At 59.1% G+C, this 23,805-nt stretch carries 23 protein-coding genes; 9 read left to right on the plus strand and 14 right to left on the minus strand.

All coding sequences use genetic code 11. The features are described 5' to 3' along the window. From murP to ROR01S_RS16040, 7 genes are all read right to left on the minus strand, one after another. On the minus strand, positions 1–1,391 hold a 1,391-nt coding region (gene murP, locus ROR01S_RS16010; RefSeq protein WP_064359683.1), incomplete at its 3' end, for a PTS N-acetylmuramic acid transporter subunit IIBC. Positions 1,392–1,415: 24 nt separating this feature from the next. Continuing rightward, complete coding sequence (gene murQ, locus ROR01S_RS16015) at positions 1,416–2,318, minus strand: N-acetylmuramic acid 6-phosphate etherase (protein ID WP_064359684.1); 903 nt, start codon at positions 2,316–2,318, stop codon at positions 1,416–1,418. A gap of 164 nt (positions 2,319–2,482) precedes the next feature. Beyond that, positions 2,483–3,646, minus strand: a complete 1,164-nt coding sequence (locus ROR01S_RS16020; protein WP_064359685.1) for a multidrug effflux MFS transporter — start codon at positions 3,644–3,646, stop codon at positions 2,483–2,485. Positions 3,647–3,693: 47 nt separating this feature from the next. Continuing rightward, positions 3,694–5,058: an efflux transporter outer membrane subunit gene (locus ROR01S_RS16025; RefSeq protein ID WP_004869053.1), complete on the minus strand. Its 1,365-nt coding sequence runs from the start codon at positions 5,056–5,058 to the stop codon at positions 3,694–3,696. Between the two features lie 3 nt (positions 5,059–5,061). Beyond that, entirely contained in the window at positions 5,062–8,169 is a 3,108-nt protein-coding gene (locus ROR01S_RS16030; RefSeq protein ID WP_004869050.1) for an efflux RND transporter permease subunit, read from the minus strand. Beyond that, positions 8,169–9,293 carry an efflux RND transporter periplasmic adaptor subunit gene (locus ROR01S_RS16035; protein ID WP_004869049.1) on the minus strand — a complete coding sequence of 375 codons (1,125 nt, stop codon included), beginning with the start codon at positions 9,291–9,293 and terminating at the stop codon, positions 8,169–8,171. The genes ROR01S_RS16030 and ROR01S_RS16035 overlap by 1 nt, the downstream gene beginning before the upstream one ends. A 135-nt stretch (positions 9,294–9,428) precedes the next feature. Then, the gene (locus ROR01S_RS16040; protein WP_004869046.1) at positions 9,429–9,998 is read right to left on the minus strand and encodes a TetR/AcrR family transcriptional regulator; all 570 of its coding nucleotides are present in this window, start codon (positions 9,996–9,998) and stop codon (positions 9,429–9,431) included. Positions 9,999–10,198: 200 nt separating this feature from the next. Here ROR01S_RS16040 and ROR01S_RS16045 point away from each other — a divergent pair, with 200 nt between their 5' ends. Continuing rightward, a complete protein-coding gene (locus tag ROR01S_RS16045; RefSeq protein WP_004869045.1) occupies positions 10,199–10,615 on the plus strand; it encodes a GNAT family N-acetyltransferase in 417 nt (138 codons plus the stop codon). Positions 10,616–10,643: 28 nt separating this feature from the next. On the opposite strand, the gene ROR01S_RS16050 is transcribed toward ROR01S_RS16045, so the two are convergent. Next, entirely contained in the window at positions 10,644–11,291 is a 648-nt protein-coding gene (locus ROR01S_RS16050) for a TetR/AcrR family transcriptional regulator (protein WP_004869043.1), read from the minus strand. A gap of 80 nt (positions 11,292–11,371) precedes the next feature. On the opposite strand from ROR01S_RS16050, the gene ROR01S_RS16055 reads away from it, so the two are divergent. Beyond that, entirely contained in the window at positions 11,372–12,865 is a 1,494-nt protein-coding gene (locus tag ROR01S_RS16055; protein ID WP_004869040.1) for an MDR family MFS transporter, read from the plus strand. On the opposite strand, the gene ROR01S_RS16060 is transcribed toward ROR01S_RS16055, so the two are convergent. Further along, positions 12,862–13,776, minus strand: coding sequence for a LysR family transcriptional regulator (locus ROR01S_RS16060; protein ID WP_004869036.1), 915 nt, complete (start codon positions 13,774–13,776; stop codon positions 12,862–12,864). The two genes, ROR01S_RS16055 and ROR01S_RS16060, sit on opposite strands and share 4 nt — an antisense overlap. Positions 13,777–13,878: 102 nt before the next feature. On the opposite strand from ROR01S_RS16060, the gene ROR01S_RS16065 reads away from it, so the two are divergent. Both ROR01S_RS16065 and ROR01S_RS16070 read left to right on the plus strand, forming a co-directional pair. Further along, positions 13,879–14,505 (plus strand): pyridoxamine 5'-phosphate oxidase family protein, encoded by a 627-nt coding sequence (locus tag ROR01S_RS16065; RefSeq protein ID WP_004869035.1) that lies wholly within the window; start codon positions 13,879–13,881, stop codon positions 14,503–14,505. Positions 14,506–14,507: 2 nt separating this feature from the next. Then, positions 14,508–14,978, plus strand: a complete 471-nt coding sequence (locus ROR01S_RS16070) for a nuclear transport factor 2 family protein (RefSeq protein WP_064359686.1) — start codon at positions 14,508–14,510, stop codon at positions 14,976–14,978. 17 nt (positions 14,979–14,995) lie between these two features. On the opposite strand, the gene ROR01S_RS16075 is transcribed toward ROR01S_RS16070, so the two are convergent. Then, positions 14,996–15,532, minus strand: coding sequence for a carboxymuconolactone decarboxylase family protein (locus tag ROR01S_RS16075; RefSeq protein ID WP_004869032.1), 537 nt, complete (start codon positions 15,530–15,532; stop codon positions 14,996–14,998). A gap of 117 nt (positions 15,533–15,649) precedes the next feature. Between ROR01S_RS16075 and ROR01S_RS16080 the strand changes: the two genes are divergently transcribed. From ROR01S_RS16080 to ROR01S_RS16090, 3 genes are all read left to right on the plus strand, one after another. Further along, positions 15,650–16,555 carry an AraC family transcriptional regulator gene (locus ROR01S_RS16080; protein WP_064359687.1) on the plus strand — a complete coding sequence of 302 codons (906 nt, stop codon included), beginning with the start codon at positions 15,650–15,652 and terminating at the stop codon, positions 16,553–16,555. Positions 16,556–16,871: 316 nt separating this feature from the next. Then, positions 16,872–17,681, plus strand: a complete 810-nt coding sequence (gene nlpA, locus ROR01S_RS16085; protein ID WP_064359688.1) for a lipoprotein NlpA — start codon at positions 16,872–16,874, stop codon at positions 17,679–17,681. 24 nt (positions 17,682–17,705) lie between these two features. Continuing rightward, the gene (locus ROR01S_RS16090) at positions 17,706–18,566 is read left to right on the plus strand and encodes a DMT family transporter (protein ID WP_004869025.1); all 861 of its coding nucleotides are present in this window, start codon (positions 17,706–17,708) and stop codon (positions 18,564–18,566) included. Here ROR01S_RS16090 and ROR01S_RS16095 read toward each other — a convergent pair. Further along, a complete protein-coding gene (locus ROR01S_RS16095) occupies positions 18,558–19,112 on the minus strand; it encodes an NUDIX domain-containing protein (protein WP_004869023.1) in 555 nt (184 codons plus the stop codon). The genes ROR01S_RS16090 and ROR01S_RS16095 overlap by 9 nt on opposite strands. Positions 19,113–19,280: 168 nt before the next feature. Here ROR01S_RS16095 and ROR01S_RS16100 point away from each other — a divergent pair, with 168 nt between their 5' ends. Both ROR01S_RS16100 and ROR01S_RS16105 read left to right on the plus strand, forming a co-directional pair. Continuing rightward, positions 19,281–20,060, plus strand: coding sequence for an MBL fold metallo-hydrolase (locus ROR01S_RS16100; RefSeq protein ID WP_004869022.1), 780 nt, complete (start codon positions 19,281–19,283; stop codon positions 20,058–20,060). 26 nt (positions 20,061–20,086) lie between these two features. Next, positions 20,087–21,040 (plus strand): GlxA family transcriptional regulator, encoded by a 954-nt coding sequence (locus tag ROR01S_RS16105; protein ID WP_004869020.1) that lies wholly within the window; start codon positions 20,087–20,089, stop codon positions 21,038–21,040. On the opposite strand, the gene ROR01S_RS16110 is transcribed toward ROR01S_RS16105, so the two are convergent. The 3 genes from ROR01S_RS16110 to ROR01S_RS16120 form a co-directional block, all read right to left on the minus strand. Continuing rightward, positions 21,037–22,086, minus strand: a complete 1,050-nt coding sequence (locus tag ROR01S_RS16110; RefSeq protein ID WP_004869018.1) for an NAD(P)-dependent alcohol dehydrogenase — start codon at positions 22,084–22,086, stop codon at positions 21,037–21,039. The two genes, ROR01S_RS16105 and ROR01S_RS16110, sit on opposite strands and share 4 nt — an antisense overlap. Before the next feature lie 227 nt (positions 22,087–22,313). Beyond that, positions 22,314–22,613: a putative quinol monooxygenase gene (locus tag ROR01S_RS16115; protein ID WP_004869015.1), complete on the minus strand. Its 300-nt coding sequence runs from the start codon at positions 22,611–22,613 to the stop codon at positions 22,314–22,316. A 1-nt stretch (position 22,614) separates the two neighbouring features. Next, the gene (locus ROR01S_RS16120; protein ID WP_064359689.1) at positions 22,615–23,622 is read right to left on the minus strand and encodes a zinc-binding alcohol dehydrogenase family protein; all 1,008 of its coding nucleotides are present in this window, start codon (positions 23,620–23,622) and stop codon (positions 22,615–22,617) included. Positions 23,623–23,805: the final 183 nt, after the last annotated feature.

Below are 23,805 nucleotides of genomic sequence, written 5' to 3' on the forward strand. Positions count from 1 at the left end.
ATGAAGCCGCACAGATAGGCCACCGCCAGACCTGCGGCGTAAACCGCCATGCCGGCGTAGATCCCGCTCGCGGAGGTCATCAGCGGTAGCGCCACGAGGCCAGAAGGGCCAAAGACCGTATTCAGCCCCACCGGCAGGCCCAGCCACGCGATCAGACCGAGGAAAAAGCCGCCGCAGGCACCGCCGATACAGGCGGTGATAAACGGCTTCATGCGTGGCAGGGTTACGCCATAAATCAGCGGTTCGCCGATACCGAGAAAGCCGGGAATGATCGCCCCTTTAATCTGGGTCCGCAGCATCGAGCCGTGCTTCGCCCGCCAGTACAGCGCCAGCGCGGCACCGACCTGCCCGGCCCCTGCCATCGCCAGAATCGGGAACAGCGAGTTAAATCCTTGCGCATCGACCAGCGCAAAATAGACTGGCACGAAGCCCTGATGGACGCCGAACATCACCGCCAGCAGGAACAGACCGGCGAGCACCGCGGAGCCAAACGGGTTGCCGTTGAGATGGAGGAACAGCCACGACATCCCGGTAAACAGCCAGCCGCCGATGGGCATAATCACCGTAAAGGTCACCGCGCCCATAATCAGCAGAGTGACTGCCGAGGTCAGGATCATATCGAGGTTGGCCGGCATCACGCGGCGTACCTGCTTTTCCACCCACGCGCCGAGAATCGAGGCAATCAGCACGCCGATAATGTTGCCGCGCGGGTCGATGCCGTGACCGAAGAAGGTGGTGATGCCGGAGAAGAACCCGCTGGTGGCTTCGGGGTTATAGCCGAGGACGAACAGCGACGCGATAATGGCGCCGTTGACTCCGGAACCGCCAAACGCTTTCTGCGCGTTATAGCCAATCAAGATGCTCAGGAAGGTGAACATCCCCTTGCTGAAGACTTTCATGTAGCCGATTAGCGCTACCAGCGAGGCGCTGGGATGGGTGTTCTCCAGCACGAACATCTGTTCTGCCAGCGTCGCGAAGCCGAGCAGCAGGCCGACGGCGATAAAACCGGGAATCAGCGGGGTAAAAATAGTGGCGAATTTGGCAAGAAACTTCTGCACGCCGCTGGTTTGCTTGCTTTTCAGCGCCTGTTTTTTCTCTGCCGCCACCGCCGCCAGAGACGGCGCGTCGGCCGGCGCCTCTTCCAGTAGTAGGTTCATCATTTCCGCGGCGGTTTGCGCTTTACCGGGGCCGAGCACCACCTGAAACTGCTCATCGCTGACGATAACCCCCATCACCCCTTCAATCTGGCGGATGGCTGCGCTATCGGCGAGCTGCTCGTCACGTAGGGTTAAACGCAGGCGGGTCATACAGTTCCCCGCCTGGGCGACGTTTCCGGCCCCGCCAACATGCGTAAGGATCCGCGCTATCATCTCTTTATTTATTTTTGCCATTGCACGTTACCTGGTTGTCGGCGCTTAGGTGTTGCTCAGCGCTTTGCGGATAAAACCGTTATTTTGCGCCAGCAGGGATTTTGCTTCTGCAGCGCTCAGATTCGCCAGCACCATAACAATGGCGGTTTTACAGTGGCGACCGCAGGCGTCCAGCGCGGCCTGCGCGGTGGCGCGATCGCAGTCGGTTGCTTCCATAACGATCGATACCTGACGCTCAATCAGCTTCGCGTTGGTCGCTTCAACGTCAACCATCAGGTTGCTGTAAACCTTACCAACCCGGATCATGGCGCCGGTGGAGATCATGTTCAGCACCAGCTTCTGCGCGGTTCCCGCCTTCAGACGGGTAGACCCGGTGACCACTTCCGGACCCACGACCGGGGTGATGGCCACATCGGCCAGACGGGCCATTTCACCATGTGGGTTACAGCTGACGATGGCGACAAAGGCGTTCTGGCTGTGGGCATACTCCATGGCGCCAATGACGTACGGCGTACGTCCGCTGGCGGCCAGGCCAACCAGCACATCGCGGTTGCTGAAGTTAAGATTTTGCAGGTCCAGGGCGCCCTGCGCTTTGTTGTCTTCGACGTTTTCGACGGCGCTCAGAATCGCTTTTTGGCCACCGGCAATCACCCCGACCACCTGCTCCGGACGGGTACCGAAAGTCGGTGGACATTCGCTGGCATCGAGGATCCCCAGGCGACCGGAGGTCCCGGCGCCAATGTAAATCAGGCGTCCGCCGGCTTGTATCGCCGCGGCCACTTTATCTACGACCTGAGCGATTTGCGGTAAATAGGGGGCGATCGCGTGGGCCACCTGCTGGTCTTCCTGGTTAATGACCGTCAGCATCTCGACGGTGGACAGGGTGTCTATATTGGCGCTATTGGCATTGCGGCGCTCGGTCAGCAGCGCGCTCAGGTCGATACTCATACACAAACCTCTTCAATCACAGTTAAGCCAGATTCTAAGGAATTAATTATTCCAATCATGTGAAGGTTATCACGATTAACACTCAACGGATAATAAGAGATTTGCAGGCAGGTCGGGAAGCGATGCAGTAATAAATTTGGAATATTTTATTACTGCATTCGTTCTTAACGGGTCGGGTGGTTTTTTTGCAGGCCGAAGAACAGGGCGATCAGATAGCTGATGGTCATCGCGAGGCTCATTTTCAACATCGTTTCACCACCGAGCCCGGCCAGCGGCGCGGCGATGCCGCCGCAGACAAACATCAGGGTCCCCATCAGTGCCGAGGCGGTACCCGACTGCGCACGGCTGACCTCGCTCATCGCTTTTGATCCGGCAACGGTGCTGATCCCGCTCATGAACGACATGGTGAAGAACAGGCCGATTAGCGCCGGCAGCGGCAGGTGTTGCCAGGCGAGAAGCAGGGTGATGACTGCGCAGAGCACCGCCAGACTCAGTCCCCCGCGCAGCAGCGTATCGGCGCTATAGCGGCGCGAGAGGCGGGAGAAGATCTGCGCGGCGATAATCAGTCCAATGCCGTTTACGCCGAACAGCAGACTGAACTGCAGGGCCGTCATGCCGTACTCGCTCTGAATCACGAACGACGACGAGCCGATGTATGAGAACAGCCCGGCCATCATAAAGGCCTGAATCAGGCAGTAGCGCATAAAGGGACGGTTTTTCAGCACCGGGCCGTCGCTTTGCTGCTGTGTCGCGGCCGGACTTTTACCCGGCAGCGTTTCGCGCAGTACCGTCAGGCTCAGGAGCAGCAGTACGCCGCCGATAGCGGCCATCGTCCAGAACAAAATTCGCCAGTCGAACGCGGTAATGATGTAGCCGCCAATCACCGGCGACACCACCGGGGCGATGCCGTTGACGGTCATCAACAGAGCGAAAAACTGGGTCAGCTGAGTGCCCTGATATTTATCGCGAGCAATCGATCGGGAGAGCACTGAACCGCCAGCCCCTGCAAAGCCCTGCAGAAAACGCCAGCCGATCAGCATATGAATATCGTAGGTCGCGGCGCACATCGCCGACGAAAAAATAAACAGCAGCAGCGAGAGCGCCAGCGGTTTTTTGCGCCCGATGCGGTCGCTCAGTGGACCAAAAAACAGCTGACCGAGACCAAGGCCAATCAGCGCTGCGGTCAGCGAGAGCTGGGTTTGCGTGCCGCTGGCGTTCAGCTGCTGGGTTATATCCGGCAGCGCGGGCAGATAGAAATCGGTGCACAGCGGGCCGATGGCGGTTAACAGACCGAGAATTAACGCCCAGGAGAGGGAGATGCGCGGCATAAAAACTCCTTTAGCATACCGGGCGTTGCCGCCCGGTTGATATTGATTTAGCTGGCGCCGCCTCCCAGCGACTGCCAGAGCGTGATGCGGTTTTCCAAATCGGTTTGTTGCAGAGAAATTAACGTGGCCTGCGCCGACCACAGCGTGCGCTGGGCGGTCAGGACCGACAGATAATCGCCAACGCCGGTCTGATATCGCTTCAGCGCAATGTCCAGCGACGTCTGCTCGGCGGCGACATATTGCCGCTGGGCATCCAGCTGTTCGCTCAGCGTTTCCCGGCGCGCCAGCGCATCGGCCACGTCTTTGAAGGCGCTCTGAATGCTTTTCTCATAGGTGGCGATCAGTCCTTTTTTCTCCGCTTCCGCATAGCGTAGCTGGGCCAGATTGCTGCCGCCGGTAAACAGCGGCAGACTGATCGATGGGGCGAACGACCACACCTGCATTCCGTGGCTGAACAGGGAAGAGAGCGCATCGCTGCCTACGCCAGCGCTGGCGGTCAGAGAGATAGTCGGGAAGAAGTTGGCCCGCGCCGCGCCGATATCCGCATTGGCGCTCTTCAGATTATGCTCTGCCTCCTGAATATCCGGGCGGCGGAGCAGCACCGACGAGGATACGCCGGCCGGTACCAGGCGAATGCTGTGGTCGCCGAGGCTTTCCAGGGTGCCGGGCAGCAGACTGTCGGGGACGGTTTCACCGGCCAGTAAATTGAGCGCATTTTTGTCCTGCGCCACCTGGGTGCGATAGCTGGCGACGCTGGCACGCGCCTGCTGGTAAACGCTTTCGGCATCGCTGAGGTCGCCCGCGGAAGCGGTGCCTACCGCCATCTGGCGGGCGACAATTTTGCGCGAGTTCTCAGCGCTGGCCAGGGTCTGCTGGGCCAGCGCCAGATTGCTGTTATCCGCTGCGAGCGTGACCCACGCGGTGGTCAGATCGGCAATCATCGTCAGGCGCGTATTCTGCGCGGTGTATTCGCTGGCAAGCCAGGTCTCCCGTGCCGCCCGCGATAAACTCTGATTCTTACCAAACAGATCCAGCTCGAAGCTGGAAACCGCACCGTCGGCCTCTGCGGATGAGGTGAGGCCGCTGGCGACGGTTTTACTGCGGGTATGGCTAAGTTCAGCATCAACGGTGGGGAACAGCGATGCGCGAGTTTCGCCATACTGCGCCCGAGCGGCCTCAATGTCGGCAATCGCTTTCTGCAGATCGCGGTTGCTGGTCAGCGCCATGCTGACCACTTTTTTCAGCCGCGCATCGTTGACAACCTGCTGCCAGCTGCCGACCACCGCAGTGGCTTCGCCGTGAGCGCCAGGGAGCGTCGCGGGAACCGGCGCCGCCGGGCGGCTATAGTCCGGATCGAGGGAAACACAGCCTGCGGTCAGGAGCGCAACAAAAACCAGGGTCAAACGAAACATAACTTACTCCTGAGTAGGGCGTTGGCGGGTGAACAGACGCTTCACCAGCACAAAGAACAGGGGAACGAAGAACACCGCCAGCAGCGTGGCGGTCAGGGTGCCGCCGATAATACCGGTCCCGATCGCCACACGGCTGTTGGCGCCGGCGCCGGTCGCTACCGCCAGCGGCAGGACCCCGGCGACAAACGCCAGCGAGGTCATCACGATGGGGCGCAGACGGGTTTGCGCAGCGCGCAGTGCGGCACGTGACAGCGAGTAGCCCTCATCCACCGCCGCTTCGGCAAATTCAACGATCAGGATGGCGTTCTTCGACGACAGGCCGATGGTGGTCAATAGTGCGACCTGGAAGTAGACATCGTTGCTCAGATCGCGCATCCACGCCGCCAGCGCGGCGCCGAGCAGGCCCAGCGGGATTACCATGATCACCGAGAAGGGGACCGACCAGCTTTCATACAGCGCGGCGAGACACAGGAACACCACCAGAATCGAGATGGCATACAGGCTCATGGCCTGCCCGCTGGCCAGCTTTTCCTGAAGCGACATGCCGCTCCACGCCCAGGTGGTGCCTGCCGGCAGGCTGTTGGCCAGCGCTTCCATTTTTTCCATAGCCACGCCGGAGCTGAAGCCGGAGGCATTTTCACCCTGGATTTCGAAGGCGGCGGAGCCGTTGTAGCGCACCAGGCTTTCCGGGCCATATTGCCAATGGGTGGTGGCAAAGGCGGAGAACGGCGTCATGCTGTCATTGCTGCTGCGTACGAACCATTTACCGAGATCGGACGGTACGGCGCGGGCGTCGCTTTCTCCCTGAATGTAAACCTTCTTCACGCGTCCGCGATCGATAAAGTCGTTCACGTAGGTGCCGCCCCAGGCGCTGGAGAGCGTGTCGGTGACATCGCTCAGCGACAGTCCCAGGGAAACGGCTTTGTCATTGTCGATATCGACCTGCAGCTGCGGCATTTGCGGCAGGTCGTTGGCGCGGACCGACTGGAGTTCCGGACTTTGACTGGCGGCAGCCAGCAGCTGGCTGCGCATTTTCATCAGGCTATCGCGATCGGTACCGCCGCTGGCCATCAGCTCAAAGGTAAAGCCGTTGCTCTGCCCCAGGCCGTCCACCGACGGTGGGGTCATGGCAAACAGCGAGGCGTCGCGAATGCTGCTTAGATCCTGGGTGGCGCGCAGGGCAATCGCCTGGGCGGTGTTCTCGGCGCCTTTACGTTCGGACCAGTTTTTCAGCGATACGAAGGCCATCCCGGCGTTTTGTCCGCTGCCGCTGAAGTTAAAGCCATCGACGGTGAAAATAACGTTGGTATTGGCTTTTTCTTTGCTGAGGAACCAGTCGGTCACCTGGCGACGTACTTCGGCGGTACGCACGGCGGTGGCGCCCGCCGGGAGGGTGTACTGGACCATGATTTCGCCCTGATCCTCTACCGGCAGGAAGCTCCCCGGCAGCTTCCACATCGCCAGCGCCATGGCGCCGCAAATCAGCACAAAGGCGCCCATCATCATGGCAGAGCGGCGTAGCCCGCCGAGCACGCGATGCTGGTAGCCCTGTTCGGTACGACCCCACAGACGGTTAAACGCCCCGAAGAATCCTGTGGTATGCGGTTTAGAGTGGGAGAGCAGTGCGCCGCACAGCGCCGGCGTTAAGGTGAGAGCCACCACCACCGACAGCATCATCGCCGAGATAATCGTCACCGAGAACTGGCGATAAATCACGCCGGTCGAGCCGCCAAAGAAGGCCATCGGTAAGAAGACTGCCGACAGCACCAGCGCAATCGCGATCAGCGCCCCGGATATTTCTCCCATCGATTTTTCGGTGGCTTCGCGGGCGGGCAGGCCCTCGTCGCGCATAATACGCTCGACGTTTTCCACCACCACGATGGCATCATCCACCAGCAGGCCGATGGCCAGTACCATCGCAAACAGGGTCAGGGTGTTGATGGAGTAGCCGAACAGGGCCAGCACGCCAAAGGTCCCCAGTAGTACCACCGGCACCGCCACCGCCGGAATCAGCGTGGCGCGGAAATTTTGCAGGAACAGGTACATCACACAAACCACCAGAATGATGGCTTCAAACAGCGTTTGAATAACATCTTCAACCGAGATTTTAATGAACTCGGTGCTGTCTTTCGGATAGGCGATATCGTAGCCCTGCGGCATCTGACGCTGATATTCAGCAATTTTACTTTTCACGCGCGTGGCGGTATCCAGCGCGTTGGCGCCCGGGGCCATCATCACCGCGATACCGGCGGCCGGGTGGCCGTTGAGGTTTGACGTGGCGGTGTAATCTTCGCTGCCCATCTCAACACGAGCGACGTCGCCCAGCCGCACCACCGAGCCGTCTGACTTGCTCTTGACGATAATATTTTTGAACTGATCGACCGTTTGCAGCCGCGACTGGGCGCGGACGGTGGCGGTTAGCTGCTGCGCGCTGGATGATGGCAGCGCGCCGATTTTACCCGCGGAAATTTGCACGTTCTGCGCTTCAATCGCCGTTTGTACATCGGAAGGCATCAGCGCGTAGGAGGCCAGTTTCGTTGGATCCATCCAGATACGCATCGCGTATTCTGCGCCGAAAACGCGCAGGCTGCCGACGCCCTCAACGCGCGCCAGCGGGTCCTGCATGTTACTGACCAGCCAGTCGGAGATATCGGAGCTGGTGGCTTTGTTATTTTTATCGTACACCGCGAGGATCAGCAGGAAGTTACTTTGCGATTTCACTACCGTGACGCCGGACTGTTGCACCTCGCTCGGCAGACGCGATTCCGCCTGCTGGACCTTGTTCTGTACCTGCACCTGGGCGGTATCCGGGTCGGTCCCCTGCTCGAAGGTGACGGTAATATCTACCGAGCCGTCAGAGCTGCTGGTGGAGGTGAAATAGAGCAGGTTATCCAGCCCGGTCAGCTGTTGTTCAATGACCTGAGTGACGCTGTTTTCCAGGGTTTCCGCAGAGGCCCCGGTATAGGTGGCCGAGATTTTTACCGCCGGAGGGGCGACGTCAGGATATTGCGCCACCGGCAGCGTCTGGATGGCGAGCACCCCGGCGAGCATGATCAGAATGGCGATAACCCAGGCGAAAACCGGGCGGCGCACAAAGAAGCGGGAAAACATCAGGCGTTGCCTCCGTCATTGTTGACTTCGACGGCTTTGACCTGCTGACCCGCAGCGACTTTGCTGGTGCCTTCAACGATCAGCTTATCGCCGCTTTTCAGGCCGTTCACTACCAGCCATTTGTCGCCGTATGCGTCACCGGTTTCGACTTCCCGTTGTTCTACTTTGCTGTTGCCATCGACGACGAGCGCGGTGGCATTGCCTTTGGCATCACGGGTGATGCCCTGCTGCGGCGCCAGGATCGCGTCGTCCATCACCCCTTCATCGACGTGGGCGCGCACGAACATTCCCGGTAACAAGACATGCTGCGGGTTCGGGAAGACTGCGCGTAGCGTGACCGAGCCGGTGGATTCGTCCACCGCCACTTCGGTCAACGCCAGATGCCCTTTTTCGCTGTAGGTGCTGCCATCTTCCAGGGTCAGGGACACGCTAAGCGTATTGTCGTTGGTCGCCAGCGCTTGTTTGCGCAGGCGCAGCAGATCGACGCTGGAGCGAGTGAGATCGACATACATGGTGTCCAGCCCGCGGATCGTCGCCAGGGCGGTATCCTGGTCGGCGGAAACCAGTGCGCCGGGGGTGACGGAAGAGATCCCGATACGTCCGGCAATTGGCGCGGTAACGGTGGTCCAGTTCAGGTTAATACGCGCGCTCTCCAGCGCCGCCTTTTTCGACTCCACGCTGGCTTTGTCCTGATTACAGGTCGACAGCGCATCGTCGGCATCCTGACGAGATACGCCGTTGTCTTTGACCAGCGCCGCGTAGCGCTGAGCTTTCTGACAGTCGGATACCACCAGAGATTGCGCCTGCTTCAGGGCGGCGGCGGCTTCGTTATAGGCCGCGCGATAGCTGGACGGGTCGATTTGATACAGCGCCTGGCCGGCTTTCACCATATCGCCCTCGGTGAACAGGCGTTTTTGAATGATGCCGCCCACCTGCGGGCGCACTTCGGCGCTGAGTGAAGCCGTGGTACGACCGGTCAGTTCACTGATCACCGACACGGGCTGGCTTTTCAGCGTGACAACGCCCACTTCCGGCGTCACCTGTGGTGGGGCTGATGTTTGGGCATTATCGCATCCGCTCAGGATGAATAAGGCCGCTGCGATGGGGAGCATGGTATATTTCATTATATTTTTCTCAGGATGAACGACGTCCTCCCTGCTAATTAAATAGCAGGGTTCAGGCTAGCTGATGACGCATTTCCGATAAACGGAAACGACAAAAAGGGAATTTAAAATTCCCTGTTTATTAATTGCAGTTAATTATTTATCCATTAGCAACATAGCGGTTATTTCCCGATAAAGTTTCTCGAGGACTTCTGGTGCCACCGTCTGTGGAACAAGACGCCGGTAAATCGTCCCTTCCATCATCACCGCGGTGATCTCAACGCAGCAACGGATGCGTTCGTCGCTCAGATGCGGATGCGCTTTGCGTATATGCGCACAGGCGTTGGCAAACATGCGCTTGTCGGCTTCCACCATCATGGCGGCGATTTGCGGGTTGCGGGTCGCTTCGGCGGCCATTTCCAGCATCAGCGCGTCATCATCTTCATCCAGGGTCTGTCGCCAGGCGAGCAGCCGCGGAATTTGGTCGGTCTGCGTTTTTCCGTCCATCTCGGCAATACGATAATCGATGATGCGGCGGATCATTTCCGCGATGATGGCGTCTTTATTGGCGAAGTAGCGGTAGATTTGCCCGACGCTCAGCTTCGCTTCGCTGGCGACCTGGGCCATGCTGGCTCCGTGAAAACCATGACGACGAAAGCAGTGACGTGCGGCAGCGATGATTTCATCCTGCCGGATCTTTTGCCGGGCGGCCAGTGCGTTGCTCATGGTTTTCTCCGTGGTGTCATAAAGTGAGAATGATCATTCTCATTTTTCCTTCATTATACGTTTCCAGCGGATGATGGAAAGGTTTTTTTAATTAAAAATAAGCACGGAAAATTTAGACAGGAAATAATGGAGAAAATAAGTATTTTTTGTGAAAGTAAGCGCAGAGATATCTTCATAATATTGAATTAAGGAGAATACAGATGGCATTGATTATAACTAAAAGTATTAATCCCGCGGATCAGGAAGAGTTGCTGGCAGGATTACGTGAATACAACCTGCGCTATCTGGATGCGACGCAGTTTGCTGACTTGGGCGTGTACCTCCGTGATGACGCCGGGGTCATGCTGGGCGGTTTGATTGCCAACAGAAAGGCCAACTGGCTCTGTATTAAGTATTTGTGGGTCAGCGAGGCTTCGCGCGGCAGCGGGCTGGGCGGAGAACTGATGCGCGCGGCGGAAAAGCAGGCGCGCGAGGAGGGCTGTCGCCATGTTCTGGTCGATACCTTCAGCTTCCAGGCCCTGCCGTTTTATCAAAAGCAGGGCTATCAGCTGCAGATGTCGCTCCCTGATTTTCCGCACGTCGGGATGGCGCGCCACTACCTGTCAAAAGCGCTGTAGCCCCGGCGGGCAGCCGACAGCGCGTGGCTTAACCAGCAATTCCCCGGCGGATCAGCGTCAGCGCGTGGCTGACAATGGTCTGTCGGGTGACGGAGGTTAAGCGTGTGTCGCTACGCAGGCGGGAGAATGGCACCAGAACCAGGCTAATCAGGGTGGTGAACAGCAGCTCCGGCGACAGGGCCGGGTTGAGTTTGCCCTCTTCCTGCCAGCGCTTCACCGTTGTCAGCATCCGGTGATATTTATCTTCGCCAAAGCGCGCGTGCATATGCTGGCGCAGTATCGGCATTTCGCCAATCACCTCCTGCATCCACAGCGGCGCAAACCAGGTGTGCTTCTCCGCCAGCGTCCCCAGCGCCTCGATCAGCAAGGTGAAAGCGGTCACCGGATCTTGCGGATGGTCGATAAAAATCTGGCCTATCTCACTGCGCAAAGGCATGAAGCGCTCTTCCAGCAACTGGTCCACTAACGCTTCCCGCGAGCTGAAATAGTAGTGCAGCATCGCCGGCGTCACGCCTGCTTCTTTCGCAATCGCATTGAGCGAAGTATGGGCGATCCCCTGGCGGGCAAACAGCATCAGCGCAATATCCATAAGCTGCTCGCGACTGGCCGTGCCGGGCTTTTTACCCCGCGGGCGGCCCGGACGACGAGGGACATCATTGTCTTTTTGTGCGGCCATTTCTTCATCCTCTCTTGACGGGATTCATCATTTCCCTAAATATTAATTATACATTTAATTAATTTCAAGCGAGTGATGTGATGACATCTCAAGTCGCGACCCAACCGGCACCGTCGATCCGTCTGCTGTTTAGCGCGCTGATGCTGGTTATGCTGTTGTCGGCCCTGGATCAGACCATTGTGTCGACGGCGCTACCCACGATTGTTGGTGAGCTCGGCGGGCTGGATAAGCTCTCCTGGGTGGTCACCGCCTATATTCTCAGCTCGACGATTGTCGTACCGCTGTACGGTAAATTTGGCGATCTCTTCGGTCGCAAGATTGTGCTCCAGGTGGCAATCGTGCTGTTCCTGGTCGGTTCCGCGCTGTGCGGCGTCGCGCAGAATATGACTCAGCTGGTGCTGATGCGCGGGTTACAAGGGCTGGGCGGCGGCGGTCTGATGGTGATCAGTATGGCGGCGGTGGCCGATGTGATCCCCCCGGCCAACCGCGGCCGCTATCAGGGGCTGTTCGGCGGGGTATTCGGCCTGGCGACGGTGATCGGGCCGCTCATCGGCGGCTTCCTGGTGCAGCACGCCTCATGGCGCTGGATTTTCTATATCAACCTGCCGCTGGGGCTGTTTGCGCTGCTGGTGATCGGCGCGGTTTTCCACAGCAGCAATAAACGTAGCCAGCACCAGGTCGACTGGCTGGGCGCGATTTACCTGAGTATGGCGCTGCTGTGTATCATTCTCTTCACCTCTGAAGGCGGCAGCGTGCGTGCGTGGAACGACCCGCAGCTCTGGTGCATTCTCGCCTTCGGCGTGGTGGGGGTTATCGGATTTATTTATGAAGAACGGATCGCCGCGGAGCCGATTATCCCGCTCTCCCTCTTTCGCAATCGCAGCTTTCTGCTGTGCAGCCTGATTGGCTTTGTCATCGGGATGTCGTTGTTTGGTTCGGTCACCTTCCTGCCGCTCTATCTGCAGGTGGTGAAGGCGGCGACGCCGACCGAAGCCGGGATGCAGCTCATTCCGTTGATGGGCGGGCTGTTGCTGACGTCGATCGTTAGCGGGCGCATTATCAGCCGCACCGGCCGGTATCGCATGTTCCCGATTCTTGGCACGCTGTCAGGGATGGTAGGGATGGTGCTGCTGACGCGCATTACCATTTACTCGCCGATGTGGCAGCTGTATCTGTTTACCTCCGTGCTGGGAATGGGTCTGGGACTGGTGATGCAGGTGCTGGTGCTGGCGGTACAGAACGCCATGCCGGCGCAGATGTACGGCGTGGCGACCTCCGGCGTGACGCTGTTCCGTTCGATCGGCGGTTCCATCGGAGTCGCGCTGTTCGGCGCGGTGTTCACCCATGTTCTGCAAAACAACCTGCAGCGTCTGCTGCCGGCAGGGACGGAGCTGCCGCGGGCGCTGAATCCGGCCGCGGTGCATAACCTGCCGTCGGAGATCCGCCTTGATTATCTCGATGCCTTTGGCTCGGCGATTCATGCCGCCTTCCTGATGGCGGCCTGCATCATGGCGGTGGCCTTTCTGCTCTCATGGCTGCTGAAAGAGGCGCCGCTGAAAAAGGTGGCGAACTAGCCGGTTGCCGCGATGCGCGTCAGCGCCTGGCGCAGCATCGGCGTGGCGAAATCGAGAAATTTCCGCAACTTAAGAGGTGCCAGCCCGCGGGCGGTATACAGCAGGTGTACCGGCGCAGGCTCCGGTTCCATCGCCTCCAGTATCAGCGTCAGTTCACCGCACGCCAGACCAGCGATGGCCTGGTAGTGCAGCAGGCGCGCTACGCCGGCCCCCAGTCGCGCGGCATCGGCGGCGCTTTCCGGAGTGGTCACGCAGAGCACCGGCTGAAGCACCACGTGTCGGTCTTCCGCCATGGCCGCCTTAAACCGCCAGCCGCGATAGGGCATCGGTGATTCAATACGAATGGCCGGCAGCGTGCTCAGCTCACGCGGGCGCTGCGGGTGTCCGTGTTTTTCCAGCAGCGTCGGGTGGGCGCAGGTGACGATACGCATCTCGCCCAGGCGGGTGGCAACCATTCCGCTATCCGGCAGCGGACCAATGCGCACCGCGAGATCGATATGCTCGTCGAGCAGATCGGCATTACGATCGCTGAGCAGTAAACGGACGCGAATTTGCGGGTAACGTGCGAGAAACGCGGTGACAACTGGCAAAACATGCTGTCGGCCAAACATCGTCGGTGCCGCGATCGTCAGCTCGCCCTTCGGCTGCTGATATTCCCCCGCCGCCTGGCGTTCGGCCAGGTCAACCTCTTCGAGAATCCGCCGTGCGGCGGCGACATAATCGATGCCGGCGTCGGTCAGCGTCAGCTTGCGGGTGGTGCGGAGCAGCAGGCGCACGCCGAGCGTGCTCTCCAGCTCGGCAATATGGCGGCTGACGGTGGTCAACGGCATATTCAGCGCCCGTGCTGCCGCCGACATGCTGCCCAGTTCAGTGACTTTTACCAGCAGCGCCATGGCGCTCAAGCGATCCATAATTATCCCGTTTTCCGGAAAGATGATTGTCAGTATCGCAGTATTATCATTTATGGCGGCAGAGTCCATGATGAGCGCAGTAACCGCGCGTTCGGAGGATCTATGCCGGGGGACTTTCTCGATATTGCCATCACGCCTGATGTGATGGACGTTCAACATGAAATGGGGAGCGATGGTCTGTGGCAGTCGCCGTATCGCCAGCGCAGGGGAGAACGTTTCGGCGCCAGTGAAGAGGAGATGATCGCCACCCGCGACAGTGTTTATCTGGCAACGCTATCGCAAACCGGCTGGCCCTATATTCAGCATCGCGGCGGGCCGCCGGGTTTTCTCCATCTGCTGGATGACGCCACGCTGGCGATGGCGGATTTTGGCGGTAACCGGCAGTACATCACCACCGGCAACCTACGCGGCAGCGACCGTGCCTGCCTGTTTTTGATGGATTACCCGCGCCGCGCCAGGCTGAAAATCTATGCCACCGTCGAGGTGCTGGCGAAGGACGATGATCCGGGGCTGCTGGCTCGGGTCACGCCAGACAATTACCGCGCCAGGGTGGAACGCCTGTTTCGCTTTCATCTGCAGGCGTTTGACTGGAACTGTCCGCAGCACATTACGCCGCGCTACAGCGCCCGGCAGGTGGCGGAGTATAGCCAGACGCTGCAGCAGCGTATCCAGGCGCTGGAGCAGGAAAACCTACAGCTACAACAACAGTTAACGCTAAAAGGAGAGTGACCATGACCGAAGTTCGCCCGCCGCTACCGCCGTTTACACGGGAAAGCGCGCTGCAAAAAGTTCGCGCCGCCGAAGATGGCTGGAACAGCCGCGACCCACAAAAAGTGGCGCTGGCCTATACGGCCGACAGCCAGTGGCGCAATCGCAGTGAGTTTGTCCATGGACGCGCGGAAATCATCGGCTTCCTGACGCGAAAATGGCAAAAGGAGCAGCAGTACCGGCTGATTAAGGAGCTGTGGGCATGGAACAATAACCGTATTGCGGTGCGTTTCGCCTATGAATGGTGTGACGACAGCGGCAGCTGGTTCCGCTCATATGGCAATGAAAACTGGGAGTTTGATGAGCATGGCCTGATGCATACCCGCTACGCCTGCATTAACGATCTGCCGATTGAAGCGCAGGATCGCCTGTTCCATTGGCCCCAGGGGCGCCGCCCCGATGACCATCCGGGACTGAGCGAGCTGGGGCTATAAACAGGCGATGTTACGGGTTAATCGGCTTTCGGGAAGTCGACGACCGTATCATTCACCCGGTTCACCATATTGGTGAACAGAATGGCGCTCACCGCGCTGATAATCTCAATCACCTGCTGGTCGCCGAAGCCGGTGTTACGCAGTGCGCTGACGTCGGCTTCCGGGAGCGTGCCGCGAGTGCGCACCAGGGTCTGGACAAACTTGACCAGCGCGTCGAGACGGGCATCTTCAGCAAACTCGCCGCGGCGCAGGGCATGGATTTGCTCACCGCTGTAACCCGCTTTTTTGGCCATTAACGTATGCGCCGCCAGGCAGTAATCACAGCCGGTGGCTTCGCTCACGGCGAGGTTAATCGCTTCCAGCTCTTTGGCATTCAGGCTGCTTTTACTCAACATCGCGTTATGCGCCAGCGCTTGCTGCAATGCTGCCGGTGAATGACCGCCGATGGTCAAATAGGCATTGGGCACTTTACCCATCGCTTTTTTGATCGCCCCGAAAATTTCTGCGGCTTTACCGGTGACGTCTTGTTCACGAATATCAGCTAAACGGCTCATGGTGTGCTCCTGTGTCTGTGAGGATGTGATGTGGCAATGGCGACATCTTAGGGATATGCGGCGTGCTAGACTGAGGCTCTTCGTCTCATTTTTTAGTCTTATCGTCTCAGGAGTGGCATGGACAGTCTCAGTCATCTGCTGGCGCTGCTGGCGCCGCGCTGCGAAGTGAATCTGCACTGCCGGTTTGGCGGTCGCTGGCAGGCCGGGCATGAGCAGATGCGCAGCGGCGTGGTACCCTGGCATTTTGTGTTGCGTGGCGAGGGGCGACTGACGGTCGGCAAACAGACCCGGCAGATGCGGGCGGGCGATGTCATCTTGCTCCCGCACGGCTCGCCGCACCTGATGGAAAGCCTGGTGGAGTGGGGGCAGATCCTGCCTGTCGCCCACCGCTTTAACGGGACCCTGACCGAGGTCCGAACCGGTACCGACCAGGATGCGCTGGAGATGCTGTGCGGCGAATTTTACTTCGGCCCGCACGTCAGCTGGTTGTTTGCAGAACCGGCGGACTTGATTCATCTGCACACCGACGAGCGGGCGGAGTGCCCGGAACTGGAGCTGCTGCTTAACGTGCTGGTACGGGAGAGCCTGATGGCGCGCCCCGGCGGCGGGGCTATCGTGCGTAGCCTCGGCGACACGCTGCTGGTTTTGCTGCTGCGCACGCTACTGGGTAGCGAAGCGCCGCCGGCAGGGCTACTGCGACTGATGAGCGATGAACGGCTGATGCCCGCTGTTTTCGCGGTGCTGGAAACGCCGGAGCAGCCCTGGACGCTGGAGAGTATGGCCGCCCGCGCTTTTTTGTCGCGCGCCACCTTCGCCCGGCATTTTGCCCGCGCGTATCACCTTACGCCGCAGGCCTGGCTTTCACAGCTGCGGATGGCAATGGCTGCGCGTCTGCTGCGCGTGGAGCGGCAGACCAACCTTGATGTGATTGCCGGGCGCTGTGGGTTCCAGTCGCAGGCCTCGTTCTCGAAGGCGTTTAAAAAACTGTATGGCGTGACGCCCGGCGAGTGGCGGCGTCGGTAAGCGGCTTGTCGCCGATGATCGTCGTGGCGGCCGGTGCCGCCAGAGGCGTAAACAAAAAATAGTCGTCCGGTTTTCGATTGTGACGCCCGGCACGCGCGGGCCAGAATCCGCCGTATCACTAGCGAACCGGAGGACTGATGGATTTCGCACAACAACAGCAACAGGCGACGCCTGTGCTGCTGGCGCATGAAGCCAACCACCGGTAGATGATTTTATTTCCGGTTGCTGTTTTTGCAGTTTAAAACCTGACCATAAAGTCGTTATAGTTTTGGACGAAAAATAATAACGACTTCTATGGACTGACAGGGTAAAAATGATGAAATTGCGTTTACGGACAGCCGCCGCCGTGGTGCTGACGGGTCTGCTGCTGGCAGGCTGCGACCAGCAAGGTAGCGATGCGAAACACATTAAAGTCGGCGTCATCAACGGCGCGGAACAGGATGTCGCGGAAGTGGCTAAAAAGGTCGCCAAAGAGAAATATGGCCTGGATGTCGAGCTGGTGGGCTTCAGCGGTTCGCTTCTGCCTAACGAAGCGACGAACGCCGGCGATCTGGATGCTAACGTCTTCCAGCACCGGCCGTTCCTGGAGCAGGATAACAAAGCGCACGGCTACCATCTGGTGGCGGTCGGCAACACCTTCGTGTTCCCGATGGCGGGCTATTCACGCAAAATAAAATCGGTGGCCGATCTGCAAGACGGGGCGACTATCGCCATTCCGAACGATCCCACTAACCTGGGCCGCGCGTTGCTGCTGTTGCAAAAAGAGCAGCTGATTACCCTGAAGGCGGGGACTGGCCTGCTGCCTACGGCGGTCGATATCACCGCCAACCCGCGTCACCTGAACATTATGGAGCTGGAAGGGGCGCAGCTGCCGCGCGTGCTGGACGACCCGAAAGTGGATGTGGCGATTATCAGCACCACCTATCTTCAGCAAACCGGTCTCTCGCCGGTACATGACGGGATTTTTATTGAAGATAAAAACTCGCCGTACGTGAATATCATCGTGGCCCGCGAAGAGAATAAAGACGCGGAAAACGTGAAGGAATTTATGCAGTCCTATCAGTCGCCGGAAGTCGCCAGGGCGGCAGAGACTATCTTTAACGGTGGTGCGGTTCCCGGCTGGTAATCGTCAACACAAGGAGAGGTGAATATGGTCCGGCAGCGTCAGGCGGATTTACTGCTGGTAGCCGCTACGGTTATCGCCGCATGTGGGTGGATATTTTCTCGCGAAGCCATCGCGGGGATGCCGGTTTTCGCCTTCCTTGGGCTGCGTTTCTTTTTTGCGGCGCTGCTGCTGCTGCCGTTTTGTCGCGGCTTCCACGTGGAGAGGCGACACTGGCGGCAGATGACGATCGGCGGGCTGTGGTTTGCGCTGAACCTGTGTCTGTGGATCTACTCGGTCTCGACCACCGCCTCGCTGGGCGAGGGGGCGTTCATCATGAGCCTGTCGATGCTGTTTGTGCCGCTCACCGCATGGGTGATGATGAAAACACGCCCTGCCCGGGCATACTGGGAGTGCCTGCCGGTCGCGATCGTCGGCCTCGGGCTGCTGAGTCTGCATATGCCGATTGCCTTCCACCCCAGCCAGGGCTGGTTTCTGCTGACCGCGCTGGTGCAGTCGATCTGGTTTTGCTACACCAGCCGCTGCGCCCGCGATGTGCCCCTGATCCCGCTGACCACCGTGCAGCTGGCGATTACCGGGCTCGTCGGGCTGGGGATCTCCGCCGCCGTCGAAACCTGGGACCAGCCGTTTACGCTACCCACTTTCGGCTGGCTGCTGGCCAGTATTGTTATCGCCACCAGTCTGCGCTTCGGCCTGCAAATGAAGGGGCAGAAGTACGCGGCGGTGGCAAGCGCGGCGATTATCATGGTGCTGGAGCCGCTGTTGACGGTTATTGCCGCCGCGCTGTGGTACGGCGAACAGCTGCCGTTGCAAAAGATTATTGGCGGTATGTTAATCCTGGTGGCCCAGCTGTGGTTTCGCTGGCGGATGCTCAGGCCGTTACGCTAAACCGTGATGCTGCTGCGCCATCAGATGCAGCAGCGGCACCAGCGACAGCCCGTCAGGCATCTCGCCGCGGGCGATCAGCTGGCTAATTTCGGCGAAGGTAAACCAGCCTGTTTCCATCACCTCATCCTGATCCTCATCCATTCCGACATACGTCAGATCGCGGGCAAGCCAGGTGATAAACAGCTGGTCGCTGCTGCCATAGGAGGGGTTGTAGCGGATAATTTCTTCGGCCTGTTTCGCCTGATAGCCGGTCTCTTCCCGTAGCTCGCGCAGGGCCGCCGCGCGCGGCTCTTCCCCTTCATCAATACCGCCGGACGGAATAGCCCATACCACCTTATCGATCAGATACCGATAGTGGCGGATCAGCAGTACTTTGTCCTGCTGCATGGCGACAATCCCTACCGCCGGGCGCGGATAATGGACAGAGTAAAAATCGCGGCGCTCGGCGTCGGTGACGTCGATGGCCACCTTACGCATGCTGAACCACGGAGTGTGCGCAATCACTTCGGCGTCGTGCATATCGGCGACGGTCAGTCTCTTTTTCATCGTAGCCACTTCCTCAGAAAACGAGCGTTCAGGACATCATAGCCAGAGGCGGATAGCAACCGCAGAAAGTTGGCCCAATCTCATCGATCATTGCCCAAATGCCCATATTGCGCCAGGCTGGTGGGACGTACGATGTTCGCCAGATAACCGCGAAGAGGAGTGAACATCATGAAAATGACCCATATCCGTAACTCAACTCAGATTATTGAATATGCAGGAAAAAAGTTCCTGATTGACCCGATGCTGGCGGATCGTGGCGCCTGGCCGGGATTCCCGGGCACCGCCCGCGCAGAGCTGCGTAACCCGTTGGTCGGGCTGCCTTTTTCCCTTGAAACTATTATTGATGTCGATGCGGCGATCGTCACCCATACGCATGATGATCATTGGGATGAGGCGGCGATCGCCGCGATCCCGAAGACGCTGCCGGTTTTTGTCCAGCATGACGGTGATGCCGGACTGCTGCGTGGACAGGGATTTCAGGATGTCCGCCTGCTGTCGGAAGAGAGTGAGTTTGCCGGCATCCGCTTACAGAAAACTACTTCCGGGCAGCATGGCAGCGACCGCACCTATGCCGTGCCGGCTATGGCGGAGCGCCTGGGCGAAGCCTGCGGCGTGGTGTTTCGCCATCCGCAGGAGAAGACGCTGTGGCTGGTGGGCGATACCATCTGGCGCCCTGAAATTGAGGCCGATATGCTACGGCTGCGTCCCGATGTGGTGGTGCTGAATGCCGGCTACGCGCACGTGATTGGATTCGGGCCGATTATCATGGGCAAAGAAGATGTGCTGAAAGCCCATTTTACCCTGCCAGAGGCGAAAATTGTCGCTATCCATCTTGAAGCGGTCAATCACTGCCTGCTGAGCCGCGAGGAGCTGCGCGAATACGTGGCGGACAATCAGATTGCCGATTCTGTCAGCATCCCGCAGGATGGGGAAAGTATGATCTTTTAAGCCCGCCGCGGGGAACGGAGAGGATGATGAAATTAACCGATGTCGCAATTGTTGCCGTGGACGGGTTCAGCCCTTTTCACTACTCGGTTCCCTGCATGTTGTTTGGCGATAGCGTCTCGGAAACGAAACGTTTTAAGCTGCAGATTTGCGCCGAACGGCCGGGATTGTTGACCGCGCCCGACGGCTTTGCGCTCAACGCCAGCGCGGATTTCACCGCCCTTGAGCAGGCTGATATCGTGGTGGTGCCTTACTGGGGAGCGGTGCATCAGCGTCCGCCCCAGTCGTTGCTGGATAGCCTGGTGCGGGCAAGGGAGAACGGCGCTGAAATCGTCGGGCTATGCCTCGGCGCCTTTGTTCTCGGCTATGCCGGGCTGCTGGATGGCAAACGGGCGGCGACCCACTGGGAGTTTGAGCAGGCGTTTCAGCGGCAGTTTCCCGAGGTGCGGCTGGATATCAATGCGCTGTACGTCGATGACCAGCGGATCATCACTTCAGCGGGCACCGCGGCGGCGCTCGACTGCTGCCTGTATATCATTCGCCAGCGTTTCGGCAGCCTCGCGGCGAATCAGATCGCCCGACGTATGATCGTGCCGCCCCATCGTGAAGGGGGCCAGGCGCAGTTTATCGCCCAGCCGGTACCGAAAAATACCCGCGACGCGCGGATTAACGGCCTGCTGGAGTATCTCCAGCAGCATATCGCCGAACCGCACAACCTCGACTCGCTGGCGCAGGTGGTAGCAATGAGCCGGCGCACGCTGACTCGTCACTTCACCAGGGCCACCGGCATGAGCATTGCCGACTGGCTGACCATTGAACGTCTGCGGCGCAGTCAGCTCTTGCTCGAAACGGGGAATATGCCCGTCGAGCAGGTGGCGGAAAGCGTTGGATTCCGCTCCGCCGTGACCTGGCGCCAGCAGTTTAAATCCCGCTTTGGCGTCAGCCCGGCGGAGTGGCGGCGCACCTTTCGCCGCGGGACTTAACCGGCGAGCGTCGCGCTGTCTATCACGAAGCGATATTTGACATCGCCTTTGACCATACGCTCCCAGGCTTCGTTGATCTGATCGGCGCGAATCAGCTCAATATCGGCGACGATGCTGTGTTCGGCGCAGAAATCGAGCATCTCCTGAGTTTCCGGGATCCCGCCTATCATCGAGCCCGCAATCGCACGACGGCGAAATATCAGATTAAACACTTCCGGCGAAGGATGCGGGCTGGCCGGCGCGCCGACCAGGGTCAGAGTGCCATCGCGTTTGAGTAACGTGGTGAAGGCATCGAGATTGTGCGGCGCCGCTACGGTGTTGAGGATGAAATCGAAGCTTTTCACGTGGGCGGCCATTTCATCCTCGTTGCGTGAGACAACCACCTCATCCGCGCCCAGCGCTTTTGCCGCTTCCCGCTTCGATTCTGAGGTGGTAAAGGCCACCACGTGGGCGCCCATGGCGTGGGCCAACTTAATTCCCATATGTCCCAACCCGCCAATACCCACAATGCCGACTTTTTTCCCCGGCCCGACGTTCCAGTGACGCAGCGGAGAGTAGGTGGTAATCCCCGCGCAGAGCAGCGGCGCCACGGCGGCGAGTTGTTCCTTCGGATGGCGAATATGCAGCACATAGCGCTCGTGTACCACAATCTGCTGCGAATAGCCGCCGAGGGTGTGTCCAGGCGCGTCTGCCGTGGGGCCGTTGTAGGTGAGAATCATATGGTCGCAGTAGTTTTCCAGTCCTGCTTCGCACTCTTCACACTGTTTACAGCTGTCGACCATACAGCCGACGCCGACCAGGTCGCCAACGTTGAACCCCGAGACCTGATTGCCGATGGCGGTCACCTGGCCGACGATTTCATGCCCCGGCACGCAAGGATAGAGCGTACCGGCCCATTCAGATCGTGCCTGATGAAGGTCGGAGTGGCAGACGCCGCAGTAATCGATGGCGATCTGCACATCGTGGGGGCCCGGGTCGCGGCGGGAGATAGCCATCGATTTCAGCGGTTGGGTGGCGGAGTACGTACCAATAGCATTGATCTGCATAGCGAAACCTCTTTCTGAATGAACGTGCTGGATGATTCGGAGGGGATGACCTGCTTTTTGGCGGCAACGGTAAGCGTAGCCTGGCCAGCGCGGGGCGTGGGGCGATTAGCTCAGAGTGTTAAACAGAAAAGGGAAAAAGAGACGGGGTAAAAAAGACGGGATAAAAAAGGAAGGGGGTAAAAGAGGCGGGATCCCTGCCTGACAGGGAACCCGCAGCGTTGAGGCGATTATTCAACCGGTGTCAGATAATCCAGGCGCAGCGGTTCAGCCAGCAGGCTGTCCATTTGCGCGATAAAGGCCTGAAAGTGCGGCAGGGCGATGTGCGCCTCCAGCGCGGACGGGTCACGCCACGACTCGCGCATGTAGAAGGTGTCCGGCGCATCGCGCAGCTGAAACAGGGCGTAATCCAGATTACCCGCTTCCTGACGGGTCGGCTGTAACAGCGCTTTCAGCGCCTGCCGCAGATCGGCCGTTTTTCCCGGTTTGGCTTTCAGAACCGCAATGGCAGATACCGTGTCGCTCGTCATCTTAAAACCCTTCCAGCACGATTTTGCCGACCGCGCGCCCGGTTTCCAGCTGGGTGTGCGCTCTCTGCAGGTTACTGGCGTTGATTGGACCGTAATGCTCGCCCAGGGTCGTTTTGATGGTCTTATCGTCAATCAGGGCCGCCACCCGGGTCAGCAGCTGATGCTGGGCCAGCATATCCGGTGTTTCAAACATCGAACGAGTGAACATAAACTCCCAGTGCAGCGAAATGCTTTTGGCCTTCAGCGGGCGGGCATCGAGGGTTTCCGGATCGTCAATCAACGCCAGCTTGCCCTGTGGGGCGAGGGCCGCAATCAGCTGCGCGTAATGTTGTTCAGTACTGTTGAGGCTGGCGACGTGCGTCACGGCGTTTACCCCAATCCGCGCCAGTTCTTCGCAGAGCGGCTTGCTGTGATCGATAACATGGTGTGCTCCGGCATCAAGTACCCATTTTTGGCTTTCCGGGCGCGAAGCGGTGCCGATGATCGTCATACGCGTCAGTTTGCGCGCCAGCTGCGTGAGAATGGAGCCGACGCCGCCCGCCGCGCCGACAATCAGCAGCACATTCCCGGCGTTGCCGCCTTCCTGCACGCCAAGACGGTCGAACAACAATTCCCATGCGGTGATGGCGGTCAGCGGCAGGGCGGCGGCAGAGGCGTTATCCAGCGAGCGCGGCTTCAGGGCGACGATCCGTTCGTCGACGAGCTGAAACTCGCTATTACTTCCCGCGCGCCCCAGCGCACCGGCATACCAGACTTCATCGCCCGGCGCGAACAGCGTGACCGCCTCGCCAACCGATTTTACGACGCCAACCGCATCCCAGCCCAGCACGCGCGGGGTATCGCCGGTAAATCCGGCGCGGACTTTGGTATCCACCGGATTCACGGAAATCGCCTTCACTTCAATGAGCAGGTCATGCCCTGCAGCAACCGGAACCGGCAGCTCGATGGCGCTTAAAAATGGGACGTTACTGCCTGCGGTAGCGGCGCGGGTAATGGCAATCGCTTTCATATACTCTCCGGTTTTAAATGGGATTTCTGTGGGAATCCATTAATGGTAGACCCCTGATGGGAAGGGAAAAACGGGGCCTGGGCGATAAGAGTTATATTGAAAAGCTGAAAATCGGTTTGGGGATAGATTTTGAACTTCCTGCCAGAATGACTGAGTCGTTTGGAAATCGCACCACTCTGCCCT

The organism is Klebsiella ornithinolytica NBRC 105727 = ATCC 31898 (assembly GCF_001598295.1).
In the GTDB taxonomy this organism is placed as follows: domain Bacteria; phylum Pseudomonadota; class Gammaproteobacteria; order Enterobacterales; family Enterobacteriaceae; genus Klebsiella; species Klebsiella ornithinolytica.

Coding starts and splice junctions, on each gene's coding strand:
- murQ (WP_064359684.1), bottom strand. CDS start 2,318: ATGAGTATCGACCTGAGCGCGCTGCTGACCGAGCGCCGCAATGCCAAT.
- ROR01S_RS16020 (WP_064359685.1), bottom strand. CDS start 3,646: ATGCCGCGCATCTCCCTCTCCTGGGCGTTAATTCTCGGTCTGTTAACC.
- ROR01S_RS16025 (WP_004869053.1), bottom strand. CDS start 5,058: ATGTTTCGTTTGACCCTGGTTTTTGTTGCGCTCCTGACCGCAGGCTGT.
- ROR01S_RS16030 (WP_004869050.1), bottom strand. CDS start 8,169: ATGTTTTCCCGCTTCTTTGTGCGCCGCCCGGTTTTCGCCTGGGTTATC.
- ROR01S_RS16035 (WP_004869049.1), bottom strand. CDS start 9,293: ATGAAATATACCATGCTCCCCATCGCAGCGGCCTTATTCATCCTGAGC.
- ROR01S_RS16040 (WP_004869046.1), bottom strand. CDS start 9,998: ATGAGCAACGCACTGGCCGCCCGGCAAAAGATCCGGCAGGATGAAATC.
- ROR01S_RS16045 (WP_004869045.1), top strand. CDS start 10,199: ATGGCATTGATTATAACTAAAAGTATTAATCCCGCGGATCAGGAAGAG.
- ROR01S_RS16050 (WP_004869043.1), bottom strand. CDS start 11,291: ATGGCCGCACAAAAAGACAATGATGTCCCTCGTCGTCCGGGCCGCCCG.
- ROR01S_RS16055 (WP_004869040.1), top strand. CDS start 11,372: ATGACATCTCAAGTCGCGACCCAACCGGCACCGTCGATCCGTCTGCTG.
- ROR01S_RS16060 (WP_004869036.1), bottom strand. CDS start 13,776: ATGGATCGCTTGAGCGCCATGGCGCTGCTGGTAAAAGTCACTGAACTG.
- ROR01S_RS16065 (WP_004869035.1), top strand. CDS start 13,879: ATGCCGGGGGACTTTCTCGATATTGCCATCACGCCTGATGTGATGGAC.
- ROR01S_RS16070 (WP_064359686.1), top strand. CDS start 14,508: ATGACCGAAGTTCGCCCGCCGCTACCGCCGTTTACACGGGAAAGCGCG.
- ROR01S_RS16075 (WP_004869032.1), bottom strand. CDS start 15,532: ATGAGCCGTTTAGCTGATATTCGTGAACAAGACGTCACCGGTAAAGCC.
- ROR01S_RS16080 (WP_064359687.1), top strand. CDS start 15,650: ATGGACAGTCTCAGTCATCTGCTGGCGCTGCTGGCGCCGCGCTGCGAA.
- nlpA (WP_064359688.1), top strand. CDS start 16,872: ATGAAATTGCGTTTACGGACAGCCGCCGCCGTGGTGCTGACGGGTCTG.
- ROR01S_RS16090 (WP_004869025.1), top strand. CDS start 17,706: ATGGTCCGGCAGCGTCAGGCGGATTTACTGCTGGTAGCCGCTACGGTT.
- ROR01S_RS16095 (WP_004869023.1), bottom strand. CDS start 19,112: ATGAAAAAGAGACTGACCGTCGCCGATATGCACGACGCCGAAGTGATT.
- ROR01S_RS16100 (WP_004869022.1), top strand. CDS start 19,281: ATGAAAATGACCCATATCCGTAACTCAACTCAGATTATTGAATATGCA.
- ROR01S_RS16105 (WP_004869020.1), top strand. CDS start 20,087: ATGAAATTAACCGATGTCGCAATTGTTGCCGTGGACGGGTTCAGCCCT.
- ROR01S_RS16110 (WP_004869018.1), bottom strand. CDS start 22,086: ATGCAGATCAATGCTATTGGTACGTACTCCGCCACCCAACCGCTGAAA.
- ROR01S_RS16115 (WP_004869015.1), bottom strand. CDS start 22,613: ATGACGAGCGACACGGTATCTGCCATTGCGGTTCTGAAAGCCAAACCG.
- ROR01S_RS16120 (WP_064359689.1), bottom strand. CDS start 23,622: ATGAAAGCGATTGCCATTACCCGCGCCGCTACCGCAGGCAGTAACGTC.